A 15,288-nucleotide genomic window follows, 5' to 3' on the forward strand; every position below is an offset into this window, starting at 1 on the left:
ATCGCGGGGCTCCAGACCTGAACTGGAGCCCTGTTGTCGCGTCCTGAGACCTGCCTATGTAGTTGCGCGGTCCCGCCTATCTAATCGTCGCCGGACAATTGCTACTGGCGGCTCATAGGGCCTGAGCTGCTGGGCGGTGGCCTCCAGGAAGGCCACCAGGATCGTGATCAGCAGGATGTAGTCCCGCAGGGCTGGCTCCAGGGGGCCGTGGGCCGAGGGTGGCTGGGCAGCCAGCACCGCCTCCAGGGGAGCCCAGAGGGGGTTGGTGCGGGCCTCGGCATAGATCTCGGCCAGACGGGCGCTGTGGGCAGGATCAGCCAGCGACGCCGATTCAGCGGAATGGGCAAAGGCATTACGCAGCTTGCGCAGGGCAGAGAGAGCCCGCTCCACCGGGGCGTCGATCAGGCCAAAACGGCGAGCGAGGGCGACCTTGGCGCCAAGAGAACCCAAAGGCCGATCCGGCAGGAAAAGGCCATCACCACGGTTGAGTGCCGGGGCCATCAGGGCCTGAAGCAGGTGCTCAAGAGCGGCATCGACCCGGGCCACCCCAACCAATACCGCACCACGCCCGCGCTCCTGAAGCATCTGCAAGGCAATGGTGCGGGCGGCGGAAGCTGGAACAGGTTGAGGGCTTTCAAGCATCAGTCAATGAAGGGAATCACGCAGGCGCGCTCGATTACTTGAATGAACTCGTGACATTGTGTTCAGTCAGCCAAAAACAAGAGTTATACAACTTCCCTCGTAGAACACAAGTCGCATCGCAGGATACAGCTCTATCACGTTGTGATTGACCTGGTAGTAGAAGGCGCTGGGATTTGCTCCGATTTTCTGGATGCTTGAAAAGGCATGACTTGCCAGCTCTCGCAGCCTCCGCTGTGGATGATTAAACTCGCCAAAAAGATCATTTCCCGGGTTGACCAGGAATTCAATATGAGCGCTTATTTGTCCAGTAAAACGTTTTTGATTAAAGTGATGCCAATACAGGCCTCGGCCAATGTGGTCAAAGCATCGCTTCAAGCGTTCGGGGTCAACCGTCAATGCTGCTGTTTCCAAGATTAGCCTTCTAGATGGATCGTAAATATGCCGCCTCACCGGATTATTTAGTGCCGCGAGCTTTAAACCATCTGACCTCAGAAGTGCGCGCGCAAGCTTGGTAGTTGCTTGAGTTCGACCAATTTCGTTATTGTCACAATTCATCGATAGAATAGCAAGAAGATATTCGTCGTCCGTCGATTTCGAAAGGTTGTGAACGTGGCACGATGGGACTGTCAGCAGACTCTTCCTAAGGTCTTCTTTGACTCCCGAGTCTTTCTTCTCTGGGAAGATGCACTTGGGTGGTACATGCTCTCTGCTCGTTGCGGGAGCTCCGCAGAAGTAGCAGTACTCGACACTGGAGGATGGCATAGGGGCGCCAAGGCGTGTGAAGACCGATTAACCAAACAACCGATCCCACGCCTCCAGCACCAGCCGCTGGGTACGGTACTCGCCGAACTGGCGGAATTCGTTGTTCTTGAGCACGCGGAAGGTTTCGCTGGGGTAATCGGGGCCCATCACATCGGCGGGATCGAGGATGTAGCGCAGCTCATCGCGGCTGAGGCCGTAGAGGTGGGCGTAGAAGGCGTCGAGTTCGGCCCGCAGCAGAGCGCGGCGTTCGGGATCGAAGCGGAAGGGTGGGCCGTCGTAGCCGAGGTCTTCGGCCCAGCTTTTTAGAGCATTGCTTGTGTATGTAAGTTCAATAACTCTACTTAAAATGAATTCAAGAGATGCATCACCAAATGATGATGGCGGAACCATGGCTATCTGCTTTAGGCTAAACTGCTTCAATGAAGTTCCGCCAACTTTTTGGCGAGCGATGTAGTCACAAGGGATGGAGGATATACAGCCCAAAAGCGCTGCTGCAAGACTTGGCTTTAAGCCAATCAGTAAAAGCTGAAACTTATCCCCAACAGCGCTTATGGGAATGACTCCAGCGATCAGAGTCCGATAATCTGTATTCCTGCAAATGTCTCTCCAGCCAATCAGCCATTTGTGCTTCCAGTTCTGGGCAGCAAGGCGCCTATCTACCTCGGCTCTCTCAACCCAGTAGCGCGGTCTAGGTTCATAGGAAAAGTCGCATTTCGTTGCATCGCTTAGCCCGTTGACCGACCCTTCCAAATCATATTCAGCCCACCTATGATCAAAGTGATGAATCATCTTTGCTTCGTAGAGGGGAAGGGCGTCCGCCAGGGGCTCGTCAAGAAATAAATGACTATCTGTATTCATCATGAACATGAGATTGAACCTAATCTGCCATGGATTCCCTTGATTGCCTTTGTCATCGTCCAGCAAGACCGAGCTGTTCCTGAATATCTTCTTTGTGAGCTCGGCATCCATCTGGCTTCTGAATACAGGGCAAGTGCGTGTATTAGGGTTGAGGAGCTCAAAATCGCTTTTCGTAAGTGTAAAATGACGACGAGAGTCGACTATGTCAGATGCACGAAGAGAGAAAAAGGTAAAGTCTGCTGACTCTGCAGATCCTAAAGTAATCAATGAGAACTTGAATCTTTGATGGCCAATGTCCGCGAACAGGCCTGGTCCCGTGCGAAAGTCGTATAGGCTAACAAGTTTTTGCGATTCAAGGATATGCCTGCAAAAGTATTGGGTAAATGAGTCTGTGACTATGCCGGTCGGGACAATGAGCCCGGCCCTGCCGCAATCATGGATTAGCTTTAGAGAAAGCTCTGAGAAAAGAGGGGCCAGGTTAATCCTTCCAAAGCTTGCTAAGGGGAAGCGGCCAGAGTCGTGAACGAAGCGTTGGGTGCCGTCCACCCCGCGACGCTGCAGCATGTACTCAGTGAATAACTCTGGGTTTTCGTCTTCAAGTGCTGCGATCATCCTGTTTCTCGCCGCCATATGTTTAGCGGTTGATATTGAACTCAGTCGTAATGCAAAGAACTCCTGGGGATCTAGCTGAAGCATGTCCCACGGTGGATTCCCCAGCACGCAGTCGAAACCACCCCTTCCCATCACCTCGCCAAAGCGAAGGTGCCAATGGAAGAAACGAAAGTCTCTGGCGGCTTGTTCCACAGCCAGCTCCAGTTCACCGGGGATCTCCTGGCCGCTCTGCAAAAGCAGAAGATGCTCGCTGGTAGGCACCTTGGCACGGCAGTCTTTGATCTTTGGCAGGAAGAAAGCCGCGGTGTAGAGATCGGCGGCAAGAGTCTGGGGATCACTGGAACGCTCCTGCTCCCAGGCTTCGTAGGCAGCCTGTTTGGCTGCGCCTTCCACCAGGGTGGTTTCGGGCATCGTCTCGATCTCCTGGAGCCGTTGCTGGCTGCGGCTGATCGGTGGGCTGCCCTGCAGATTGAGCGTGCCTTGCAGGGTCCCCTTCTGGCCTGCCTTGCGGAAGCTGGCGTTTTCCTTCTTCAGGCTGGTGCAGGTGGGTTTGTCGTCGCCGGTGAGTGGCTTGTAGGCCTCATCGGGGATGCCCTGCTCCAGCACCTTCGGGTCGAACACGCCCACCAGCGAGTCGCCGCACTGGATGTGTGCATCGAGGAAGCTGAGCGGCTTGCCGGGATCCACCGCCTCGATCCAGAGCGCCACCTTGCACAGCTCCACCGCCATCGGGTTCTTGTCGACCCCGTAGATGCAGTGGGCTACCACCTCGCGCAGGCATTCCTGGCGCAGCTCCTCGCTGGGCTCTTCGTCGCCGGCGCGGATGCGGGCCAGCTCCAGGGCCAGGCGCCGTGCGGCCGCCAGCAGGAAGTGGCCGCTGCCGCAGGCCGGATCGAGCACCCGGATCGCCAGCAGCGCCGCTTCCAGTTCTTGTTGCTGTTCCTGCTGCGTGGTGGCCTTGCTGAGGCGACGGGCTGTTTCCAGACGATCAGCAATCACCGGAAGCAGGGCCGACACGATCAGCAGCTGCACCAGCTGATCCGGCGTGTAGTAACTGCCGGTGGTCTTGCGGTCGCTGCCGGCTCCGCCCCCGTAGCTCAGCTGCCAGCTGCCCCCAGCGCGTTCCAGCTGGGGATGGAGCTCCAGCAGCCCCTCATACACACTGCCCAGCTCCTCGGTGTTGAGGTCGCGGTAGTTGACGCGGGTGAGCGTGTCTCCGGCCTGGAACCAGCCGATCGCCCGGATCGCCCGCAGCAGAAAGCGGTTGGCCAGTTCGCATGGCTCCAGCGACCTGCATAGCGGCTCGGCGAACAGGCCCCCCAGACCGGGCAATCCCAGCGGTGAGCTGCTCTGGCGCAACTGCAGGAACACCAGCTTCTGGGTCTGCCACAGATCGCCATAAGGCCCCTCCGAGGCGCTGCGGCGAATCGCCAGCTCCCGCAGCCGGCCGACGCTGTAGCCCTCGCGGTAGATGCGGCGGCGCGGATCCTCCTGGCCCAGGGTTCTGGGGAACAGCAGATCGCGGTCTTCCGCGGTGAACAGAAACAGGAAGCGATACACCAGCCGCAGCAGCTGGCGATGCAGCTCCTGGCCGCTCAGGGCTCCACTGGCCAGCTGGTGGCGCAGCGCGTCGTTGTCGGGATGCTGGAGCAGGCCATTGCCCAGGGCTTCGAGGGCCTGCTGCACGCCGTTGCGCAGCTGCCCCAGCACCCGTTCGCCCGCCTCCTGCGCCTGCTCCTTCCAGGTATCGAGCACGCAGCTCCCCGTCTGCGGATGGCGGAAGCGGCTGGCGTGCAGCAGCAGCCAGAGCACCGCGAACTCATCGAACAGCTCGCCCTCCACCAGCAGCTCCAGATCCACCGCCAGGTAGGCGGGCTTCACCAGCGACGGGTTGTCGTGCAGCAGCCGCAGCCGATCGCCCGTGAGCAGCAGCCCCCAGTTGGCGTTGTCATCGGCATTGAGGCATTCCTGCAGGCAGCTGTGCGGAGAGCGGCGGCGCCCTTCCTGACCGAACTGGCTGCTGCCCTTATCGAGCTGATCAGCCGCGATGCCCCGCACGATCAGGGGCACAGCACCCTCAAACGCCCGGTGGGTGATCGGGAAGTGGGCGTCGCCGTGTTGCCAGCCGCTGCAGGGCTGCAGATCCGGCCAGCCCAGCACCTCGTGAAGGATTCGCACGGAGGTATGCAGGCCGGTGACGCCTTGTGCCGCCCGCTCCCGTAGATCCTTGTATTCCTCCCAGATCTCTTTCAGCCGCACCCAGGCCGCGTCGATTCGTTCCCGCAGCCGTTCACCTTTGGGCAGTCCGTAGTCGGCCTCCTTCTGCAACGGGGCCTGCAGGCGGGCCACCTGCTCAAGCAGCGACCCCGGCAGCAGGCTGCCCTTGAGCTCGATCGCCTGGAAGCTGACGGTGGCGGTGGTGCGGGCCATGGCTCAAAGGGTGGGGGCAGGGAGGAGAACAAACACGCCGATCACATCCACCGGCAGGCTCGGCTCACAGCGGAAGCGCATGCGGAGTGATTCGCCGGTCCGCAGCGAGGCCTCCCGCACCCGCCGGTGGTCTTCTTCCGCCAGATCGGCACGCCGCTCGGCCAAGGCCGCCAGCGCGGGCTGCAGGGCATCGATCTCCGCCACCGCCTCCTGCAGCCATTGCTGGCGCTGTCCCGGATCAATGTTGCCGCTGGCGGGTGCTTCCAGCAGCTCCAGCGCTGCGGCACCCTCCAGTGGTTCCAGTCCATCACCGTTCACCCTGGCGGTGAGGCATTCCTCCACCAGCAGATCGGGCAGGGCCTCGTATTGACTGCCTGTCCAGCGCGACTGGTGCAGCTGGTGCCGCAGCCGCAGCACCAGCACCTGGGTGCGTTTGGCCACCGCCTTGGTGCGGATCACGGAGGCCCGAGCCGCCAGGTCCGGCTCCAGGCCGCTGAGGGCGCGTTCGGCCACGAAATCCGCCAGCTCCACCACCAATGGATGGGAGCGGCTGAGCAGTTGGCTGCCGTCACGAGCTGGTGAGCGGAAACTGAGTCGCAGCTTGCCGCCGAGGTCGTGGTTGCGCAGGCGCTCGTTCAGGGCCTGGCGGTTGTCCTCCAGGCGGGTGAGATCGAGCTCCCAACCGCCGCCCGATGGCAGGGGGCCGATCGGCAGGTTGAGGCGCCGGCAGGCGTTGAGCACCAGGCGCTCCACCGCATCTGCGCTGCCGAGGGATTCGCGCGTGCGGTTCCATTCGCGCAGGGCTTCCTCCGGTTTGAGGCTGCGCTGGGCAAAGATCGTGCGGGTGGCTTTGGCGTTCTCCTTGGCGCTCTGCCATTCGGCGTCGATCACGGCATCCAGGTCCGATCCGGAACCCCCGAAGCCAGGCAGGCCGAGGTTGAGGAACCCCTGAATCGCCTTGGCGGCCTTCCCGAAGATTCCGCCCAGAACCGCCTGGGTGATGGTGTTGGCGTTGCCGGGGATCGGCACACTCACCCCCAGCTCCTTGCGGATCGTTTTCTCCTTTTCCAGGATCACCGTCCGCACCCGCTCATCCACCGGGTTGGAGTCGCCGCCGTGCAGCATCAGCGCCCGTACGGCACTGCGGGCCTGGCCAAAACGATCCACCCGCCCTTCGCGTTGTTCGTGGCGGGTGGGGTTCCAGCACAGGTCGTAGTGGATCACCGCATCGAAGATGTGCTGCAGGTCGATGCCTTCTGATAGGCAGTCGGTGGCCACCAGCACCGGCACCTTGCCGTTGGCCAGTTCGTTCTGCAGCTCGCGGATGCGCTCAACCCGCTCCTCGGGTGGCAGATCACCGGTGACGGCCATCACCACATGGGCTCGCTTCGGCAGTTCCTCCTCCAGTTGCTCCGCCAGGTAGTGGGCGGTGGGCCGGAAACGGCAGAAGATCACCGGCCGGAAGCCCTCCGCCAGCAGAGCCTTGAGCTCTTTGAGCAGCTGCTTGAGCTTGGGATCGTGGGCCTTGCCGCGCAGGCGATCGGAGCGCCCGATCAAATCCTTCAACAGCCCGGCATCAGCCGAGTCCGCCAGATCGGCCCCAGGGGCGGCTTCTTCTGCGCTGAACTCCTCTTCCGCACCGTCGAGCACGGCGAGCGTGGCCATGGCTTCGAGGTCATCGGCCAGCTCGTCATCGCTGGGGGCTGCGGCTGGATCAGCGCCGCTCTGGAGATTGAACAGCTTGGTGCGCAGGGAGGCCGAGGCGGCAGCGGGGCTGCTGCTCACACAGCGCAGCAACGCCAGAGCGGCCCACCAGCTCATCCGCTGGCGCAGCTTGCTCTCGCCAACGCTCCGCTCCACGAGTTCACGGGCATAGGCCAGCACGTCATCGAACAGACGCCCCCAGTCGCCACTGAGGGTGTAGGTGGCCTCGCGGGTTTCACGATCGGGGAAGTCGGCACCCTCGGTGCCCCATTCCTCTTTGAGATCGAGCCGGCGGCGCTGCACGAAATAGTTGCCCAGTTCATCGCGCAGGTCCTTGCGGCGCTGGCCCTCGGGCATTTCGCTGAGGCCCTCGAATTTCGGATCGAGCAGCCCGAGCAGGTTGTCGAACGCCTCCTTGTCGCCGCTGTGCGGTGTGGCGGTGAGCAGCACCAGGTGGCGCTGGGGATCAGCGGCCAGGCCCCGAAGCAGCTCATAGCGCTGCTGACGCCCGCCACCCTTGCGCGCAGCGCAGGTGTGGGCCTCATCGACGATCACGAACTCGCCGCAGCTGCGCAGGAAGCCCTCGCGGTTGCGGTCGCTCTTGATCCAATCCAGGCTCACCACCGTGAACGGAACCACGTCAAAGATCGACTTGCCGGCCGGCAGTCCCCGCTCCAGCTTCTGGGCGGTGCCGGGCCGCACCACCTCGGCCGCCAGGTTGAACTGGCGGATCATGTCGCTCTTCCACTTCTCACACAGGTGCGGCGGGCAGATCACCGTGACCTTGCGGATCTCGCCCCGATCCAGCAGTTCGCGGGCGATCAGCAGCGCCTCCACCGTCTTGCCGAGGCCCACCTCGTCGGCGATCAGCACCCGACTCACCTCCTGCTTGAGCGCCATCAGCAGCGGCACCAGCTGGTAAGGCCGAGGCTCCAGCGCCACGTTGCCGAGGCAGCGGAACGGTCCCGCACCGGCGCGTAGCTTGAGCAGCAGCGCATCGCGCAGCAGCAGCGCCGAGCTCTGGGAACCACTCAGGGCCGGATCCGGCAGGGCAAAGCTCGCCGGCTGCACCTGCTCACCCTCCAGCGGCCAGAACAGGGTGGCGATCGTCTGATCACCGCCGCCCAGGGGCCGCAGCCGCAGCACCTGGTCCTGCTTTTCCACGCGGCTCTGGGGCAGCGTCACCCACTCCCGTCCCCGCACCTTCACGATCGAGCCGGGGCTGGGGATGTCGGGCAGCGCTGGGGGCTGGCTGAGGGTGCTGGTCATGGCTGGGTCTCCTTGCCGAACAGCTGCTGGTGCTGCGCGAACACTGCATCAAGGGCTTCACCCAGATCCGGTCCTTGGGGTTCGGGGCCGGTGGCGGGGCCTCCTGACGGCTGTGGCGGCTGCGGAGGCGGACTGCTGGCACCACCCTTCCCTTCCCCGAACAGCCAGGCGTGCTCGCGGAACACCGCCGGCCATTCATCGCTGTGCTGGTCAAAGACCACCACGCGGATGCCGGCGTCCTTGAGGTCCCGGCGCTTCTGTTGGTCCAGCCGCTGCTGCAGGGGTTTCTGGTGGTGGGGGCCATCGATGAACACCAACGCCCCGGCCTCGCGGTAGGTGAAATCAGGCGTCACGAAGTGACCGCTCACCTCCTTCTGGGCGTCATCGGGCAGGTGATGTCCCAGCCGGAAGGCTGTCTCCAGCCAGAGGCGCTCCAGGCCGCTCTGGCAGAAGCCACGCAGCCGTTCCAGGCGTTCGCTGCGGCTGTCGGCACCGCCCTGGCCCACCAGCTCACCGCGGGCAAGATCCAGCAGGAACTGCTTGAGCTCAGGGATGCGGCGGTCGATCCGGTCGTGCTCCCGCTGGTTGTGATAGCCGAGCAGGCAGCGGTAGCAGCCAGCCTCACACTCCGGGTCGGCATCCTCCAGGGCGGCCTCGATCACCGGCAACGGATCGTTCAGCCGCCAATGGCATACCTCCAGGGCGGTGCGGCCCAGCTGCCGCAGCGCTGCGGGGCTCTCCACCAGGCGGCTCAGCACCCCGGCCCCACCCTCGGCGCTCTCATAGAGCAACAGGGCGCTGGCCTCCTCGTCGTTTGGCATCAGCTCAGCGGCGATCTCGCTGCCATCGAGCTGGAAGGCCACCTCGATCCCGCGCTTCAGGGCGTTCTTCAGGCTGAGTAGCTGCAGCGCCGTCCAGTTGCCGCTGGATGGCTGATTGGGGAACTGCAACAGCAGGGCGTTCTTACGGTCCTGCACGTAGGGCGTGATCTTCACGTAACCCACTTCGGCCGCATCGTCCTCTCCCTCGCCGGCGGTGGCGTTGCCAGCTTCCAGTTGTTTCTCGCCGCCCCAACGCCCGCTGATCGGGTGGATGGGGAAGCCCATGTCGCTGCGGTTCTCGCGCCGCCGCCAGCCGAGGTTGATGCGGCTGATCGTGGTGGCCGGTGCATAGCTCAGCTCCAGCAGCGGTTGGCCGCCGCTGCTCACCTGCGCCCGCGCCACCTTCACCACGCCGTTCTCCTGCGGGAATTCATAGGTGGTGAGCAGTTCGTAGCCCAGCCGTTGGCGCTCCTCGTCGTCGGAGGTGATCCGCTCCGCTCGCCGGGTGTTCACCTGCTCGATCTGATACAGCCGTGGCACCCGCACGGCCTTGCCCTCCGGTTGCTCCTTCAACGGCGCGCCGCAGTGCCGGCACAGCTCGAGCTCGATCGCAGAGCCCAGATGCGCGTGGCCGCAGGCGCCGCAGAGCAGGGCGTCCTGGGTGGCCAGGGTCACGCTGCCCGCTGCCACGGCGTTGTCCTGCAGACCGAGGATGGCGCCCCGCACCTTGTAGGTGTTGCCCTCGTGATAGATCAGCGAATGGGGCCCGAACTCGCTGATGCCCACAAAACGCGGCCGGGTGATGAAGGTGCCGCCTCCCACCTGCTCACGGCTGCCTGGGATGTAGGCCATCAGCGGCAGCCGCGGGAAGTTGTAGCCCGGCATGAAGCCCTGGCTGGCCAGATAGCGGTAGGTGCTGAAGTCGTTGTTGTTGTTGCCGCTGCCTGGCTTGTCGGCCAGCAACAACTGCTGCTGCAGCCGTGCCGCCCGTTGGCGTTGATCCGCCGCCTGCCGTTCCCGCTCCGACAGGGCGTGGTTGGCCAGATCCTTCTGGGCCTGGGCGAACTGGCTGTCGACCGCCTCCAGCAGATCACGCCAACGCCGCAGCGCCGCATCGAAATCGAGCGCCGCGCCACGAATCAGGGCATCCAGCCAGCTGCCGGTGAGCCAGGGCGGCGGCGAGCTGCCCAACCAGTGGTTCTCGATCAGGTCATCGACGATCGCCTGGCCATCGGCCTGGGCACTGCGGCAGGCGTCATCGCTGGCCAGGGATTCGCGCAGATCCGCCACCAGCGGCCGCCCGCCTGCGGCCAGGTCCACCAGTTCCTTCACCTTGCCGGGCAATCGCTGGCGCGTGGCCGCCAGCCACAGGGCCCGGAAATGCGCTTTCAGCAGTTCCTCATTGGCCAGCTCCAGCGTGGGCGCGCTCACTGCGCCGGCCACCATCCGGGTGGGGTCGGAGAAGAAGTATTGATCGTGCGGCGACGTGGCACCGCAGTAGCTGAGCACCAAGGCCGGCTGCCCGCTCCGCCCTGCCCGACCACTCCGCTGCGCGTAGTTCGCCGGCGTCGGCGGCACATTGCGCAGGTACACCGTGTTGAGCGAAGCGATGTCCACGCCCAGTTCCATGGTGGGGGAGCAGTAGAGCAGCCGCAGGCGGGCATCTCGGAACTGCTTCTCCCGCTGTTCCCGAACCCCGGCATCCACCTGGGCCGTGTGTTCGCGGGCTTCCAGGGTCTGCACGAACGGTCTGCCTTCCGCCTGGCCGGGGTTGGCGATCAGCGAAGCAAGATCCTCATACAGGTTGCGGAAGTAGGCATTCACGGGTCCGCGGCGGCCGCTGGATTCCAGTTGCTGGCGCAACCGCTCGTCGTAGGCGTCCTGCGCTGGAGCATCAGGATCCACAAGGTTCCAACGCAGGGCTGAGCTGTTCAAGCGCCAGCCCTGCAGCACCTCGCTCCTGCGCTTGCCGACCTTCACCTCCTTGGGCTTGACCAGCCCCCAGGCCGTGAGCATCGCCAGCAGATGACCGGTGATCTCCTGATAAAGGTCGTCCTTCCACTTCAGGCCGCGGTGCAACTCCTCCACCGACAGCCAGCGTTCTCGTGCCTTGAGCCAGCGCCCAAAGGCCCCGCGTAGCGACAGACCCTCCAGGCGCTGCAGGCGCTGCTCGGCCGTGACCGGGTTCATCAGTACGGTGCGGGCCAGCTCGGGCTGCTCTTCCGCCCGGATGCCCCAGACCTCCTCCAGGTCGAAACAGGCCTTGCGGCGACGCTCGAACTCCTCCAGTCCCAGGGCATCGCAATCGATTGCCAACCGCTCGCGCAGTTCCTCCAGCAGCCGGTGCAGGATCAGGAAGCGCTCCTCACTGCTCGCCTGGGCCAGCAGCGGATGGCGCTGCTGCCAATCGGCCTGGTCCTCGGCGCAGTTCACCAGTTCGGCGTAGTCGATCTCCAGCAGCCGCAACTGCTCAAGGTTGGGGTTGGTGAGTCGCCAGCCCTTGCGCAGATCCACCAGCAGCCGGTACTCCAGCACCCCCCGCAATGCCTTGCGGCGCTCCTGCTCCACGTTGGGTTTGACGCCCTTGGTCGCGATGAAGTCATCAGCCGACAGGCGCAGTGCCTTCTCGGTGTCGAGCGCCAGGGTCTCCAGGCTCAGCTCCTGATCCGGCCTGGCCCGCAGCGCCGCCACCAGTCCGGCGCGCAGCTGCAGTACCCGCACAAAGTCGTTGAAGTGGCCCGCCTGCAGCGAGGCGTCCTGGCGGTTGTCGCTGAAGGCCAGCAGCTTGCGGGCATTGTCCGGGATCTCCTGCTCCGGGAAGCTGAGCAGCTGGCGCAGCACCGCCAGGCTCAAGGTGGTGGTAGCGGAGCTGCGGCCCTCGGAATTCAGGCCGCAGAGCTTGCGGAACTCACTGCCGCGCACGTTGTGTTCCACCCCGCAGCTGGGGCAGAAGCGGAAACTGCCTTTGAGGAACCAGGCTGGGGTTCCGTCACTGCTCGTGCCTCCATCCGCTTTGATACGGCACGGCACCGGAGCGAACTCCCTGTAGGTGCGCTTGAGCACAAGCTCGCCATTCTTGTCGGCCTCCAGCCAGCCATCGGGGAACCTGGCCTTCTCCAGATCCTCCACCACGTACACACCCTCTGCATCGGGCATCAGGTAGCCGTTGACCACATCCCGCTCGCGCAGGCTCGATTCATCGGAGAACTCGCGCGGCTCGAAGCGCTCCGGTCTGCGGTTGTTCAGATGCGCCCAGACAGGGTGGAACTCCTGGCCGCAACTGCGGCAGAAGACCACCGGATAGAGCAGGGCCTGGCGGCCGGCATTGGGCTGGTACTTCTGACCCTTGAGGGTCAGGTAGCGCCGCCCCGGTGCCTCCAGGCTGGAGTGCACATCACCGCCAGCCGAGACGAACTGGTGCAGGCGGAAGGCAAAGAAGCGGCGGTTCGGCCCCACCTCCACCTGATAGGCCGCCAGTAGAAACTGGCGCAGAATGGTGAGCACCGCCTTGCGTACGTGCTGCCCGGCTTCTGAAGCGGGGTCTGCATCCGCAGCCAGACGCCCACTGGCGGTGGCGAGCTCCAGGGCCGCATCCTGCAGGGTGCGGGGCCGGCAGCGCACCCACTTCCCATCCGCACGGCCGTCCTCCCGTTCCAGGCCAAGCCGCAATTCCACCCAACGGGCCAGGGGGTGGTGGCGCAGATCATCCGCTTTCCACGCAGCGGTGGTTCCCGGTGAGTAGTCCGCATCGAGAGCCGACTTCAGTTCAGTGGCATCGGGTAGATCGCCAACGGTGAGGCGCTCCAGCGTCTCGGTGACGACGTTCTCCACCGGGATGCTGGTGCCGAACAACTTGCTCGCCACCTGGGCCACGGTGCCATTTCGCTCGGCTGCGGTGCCTTCCGAGGCCATGGTGGCGGAGGTGCCGATGCAGACCAGATCGGCATTCAGGCGCTGCCGCACCCGGCGCACCAACAGGGCCACATCAGCACCCTGGCGCCCCCTGTAGGTGTGCAGTTCATCCAGCACCAGGAACTCCAGGCCCTGGGCATCGCTGATCACCTTCTGATCCAGCGGATCCTGCCTGGTGAGGATGTACTCCAGCATCACGTAGTTCGTGAGCAGGATGTCGGGAGGATCGTTCTTGATCTTTTCCCGCTCTTCCTCGCTTTCCTGGCCCGTGTAGCGCGCAAAGGTGACACGGGGTCCATTGGGATAACCCCAGCCGAGATATTTTTGCAGCTCCTCCATCTGGCTGTTGCAGAGCGCATTCATCGGGTAGATGACGATCGCCCTGATCCGCTTGCTCTGGTCGCCGCGCTGACGCTCTTCCAGCACCCGATTGATGATCGGGATCATGTAACCCAGCGACTTGCCGGAGCCTGTGCCGGAGATCACCACCAGGCTGGCGCCGGCGCGGGCGAGCTCGATCGCTTCCCGTTGATGGCGATGCAGGAGCAGCTCCAAGCCCTCGCCCCTGTCCTTGCCCCAGCGGAAGATGCGGCTGCATTCCGGGTGCAGCAGGCCCTCCTCCACCAAGGTCCCGATGCTGCCTCCCCCCACGAAGCTGGGGTTGAGCTGGATCAGCGGTGAGGGCCAGTACTCACCCGCCCCGTAGCGGCCGTCAACAAAGTCCCGCAGATCAGGTGCCTTGATCTGCGTGAAGCTGCGGCTGAACTGCCCGTAGTCCTCGACGACCCGGTCGCGGAAAGAAAAGACGTCCATCAGAGGGCAGCCTCCGGAAGCTGGGGCGGCCAGGTCGGCATTGAGAGTTGGTGGGGGCGTCTCAGCGCAGTTTGGTGCTTGTGGGCCGTCCTGGGAACCCGCCATCCCAGGCACTGGACTTGAATCCGCACCGCTATGCACCTGGCGCATGCTTTCGCGCCCAGCCGCACGCCCTGCGTGGCTGTTTTCCCTATCGCAGGATCCAGGTGGCTCATGCTCGCTCCTCCTCGCGCAGCGCCGGATGAGCCTGCAACTGCTCGGCCGTGTGGGCCAGCACCGTCTGCTGCTGCCAGCCGGTAGGAAGCACCAGCCACAGCGGCAGGTACAGCGGCTGCGGCAGGGGCTGCCGTTGCAGGGGCTGCCACCAGTGCGCCGGCTCCAACACAGGCAGGGGCATGGCCAGGGAGGAGCGGGCCAGACGATCCAGCCATTGGGCCGGCGTCTGGCAGGTGTTGCCGGCGGTCTTCAAGGGAAGGCCGCACGCCGCCAAGCCCCGCTGCAGACCCTGCGCCACCGCGCGGTTGGGCACCAGCACCGTGGGAGGTGTGGAGCCGAGGCCGATCACAGTGCCTGGAGCAGTGGCCAGGCCCATGGGCAGCTCTCCCAGGGACAGGAGCTCCAGCCCATGGCCGGTGGGCGGCCCCCCGCCCTGAAACTCCAGCCCGGAGATCAGCGCCCCATCGAGCACCCCCTGGCGCACCAGCTCCAGCCAGCTCTCCACTGGCCGGAACCGCGGCGGAGCCGGCAGCAGCCAGCCACAGCCCGCCAGCAGCGGCTGCAGGATCACATCGGCCCCCAGCCGTGCCACGCCTGCCATCAGCCGATGGGCACGACAGCCCAGGCGCAGCAGCTGCATCGCCGGGTTGCTGCCGTAGCGACAGCCCACCAGCCGGCGGCGGTTCACCTCGAGGGCGAAGTCATGGGCCAGCAGACGGGTGCGTCGGCTCACGGTGGGCTGGCTGAGCTGCACCAGCCGGCTCACCTCCAGGGTGGTGCCGCTGAGCTCCAGCAGATCCAGCAGGCGGATGTCCTGCAGCAGGGTTGGCAGGCGGTAGCGGTGCGCCGGCCGAGGCACGGCTTCAATCGAGAGGACCAAGGGGATCTCTGGGGCGCTGCTGGAAGCTTCTGGCCCCTGAGGCTGTTAAAGCCTGATCCTCCTGCGAAAGAGCAACGGGCTCGGGTGGAACCCAGGCCCCAGCTGCAGGAGTATGTGCTTCTTCGCAGGAGAGGCTTGCAAGAGGTGGCCGCAGCGGCCAGGCTGCGCAGATGCCTGATCTCCTGCCCGGCGACCGGCCCGCTCCCCTGCGCTGCCACCTGCTGATCGGCCCGCCCGCCAGCGGCAAGACCACCCTCGCCGGCGTTCTCGCCGGCCTCACCGGTGCCGTGGTGCTCTCCACCGACGTGGTGCGCGGCGAGCTGTTCGGCGATGCGGCCGTGCAGGGCCCCTGGCGCGACATCGAGGCCC

At 64.4% G+C, this 15,288-nt stretch carries 7 protein-coding genes; 1 reads left to right on the forward strand and 6 read right to left on the reverse strand.

Annotated elements, in window-relative coordinates; translation table 11 throughout:
• Positions 1-54: 54 nt before the first annotated feature.
• The 6 genes from CJZ98_RS15495 to CJZ98_RS15515 all read right to left on the reverse strand — a co-directional run bounded on the left by CJZ98_RS15495 (position 55) and on the right by CJZ98_RS15515 (position 14,919).
• Complete coding sequence (locus CJZ98_RS15495; RefSeq protein ID WP_232756529.1) at positions 55-585, reverse strand: hypothetical protein; 531 nt, start codon at positions 583-585, stop codon at positions 55-57.
• A gap of 123 nt (positions 586-708) precedes the next feature.
• The gene (locus CJZ98_RS18490; RefSeq protein ID WP_157911031.1) at positions 709-1,197 is read right to left on the reverse strand and encodes a hypothetical protein; all 489 of its coding nucleotides are present in this window, start codon (positions 1,195-1,197) and stop codon (positions 709-711) included.
• A gap of 234 nt (positions 1,198-1,431) precedes the next feature.
• Positions 1,432-5,304 (reverse strand): Eco57I restriction-modification methylase domain-containing protein, encoded by a 3,873-nt coding sequence (locus CJZ98_RS15500; protein WP_094592028.1) that lies wholly within the window; start codon positions 5,302-5,304, stop codon positions 1,432-1,434.
• A 3-nt stretch (positions 5,305-5,307) separates the two neighbouring features.
• Entirely contained in the window at positions 5,308-8,277 is a 2,970-nt protein-coding gene (locus tag CJZ98_RS15505; RefSeq protein WP_094592029.1) for a helicase-related protein, read from the reverse strand.
• A complete protein-coding gene (locus tag CJZ98_RS15510; protein ID WP_094592030.1) occupies positions 8,274-13,823 on the reverse strand; it encodes a DEAD/DEAH box helicase in 5,550 nt (1,849 codons plus the stop codon). Before CJZ98_RS15510 ends, CJZ98_RS15505 begins: the two co-directional genes overlap by 4 nt.
• A gap of 211 nt (positions 13,824-14,034) precedes the next feature.
• On the reverse strand, positions 14,035-14,919 hold the full coding sequence (locus CJZ98_RS15515; protein ID WP_094592031.1) for a hypothetical protein: 885 nt from the start codon (positions 14,917-14,919) through the stop codon (positions 14,035-14,037).
• 170 nt (positions 14,920-15,089) lie between these two features.
• Between CJZ98_RS15515 and CJZ98_RS15520 the strand changes: the two genes are divergently transcribed.
• A partial coding sequence (locus CJZ98_RS15520; protein ID WP_157911032.1) for an AAA family ATPase occupies positions 15,090-15,288 on the forward strand: 199 nt, incomplete at its 3' end.

Source organism: Vulcanococcus limneticus LL, from assembly GCF_002252705.1.
Lineage (GTDB): Bacteria > Cyanobacteriota > Cyanobacteriia > PCC-6307 > Cyanobiaceae > Vulcanococcus > Vulcanococcus limneticus.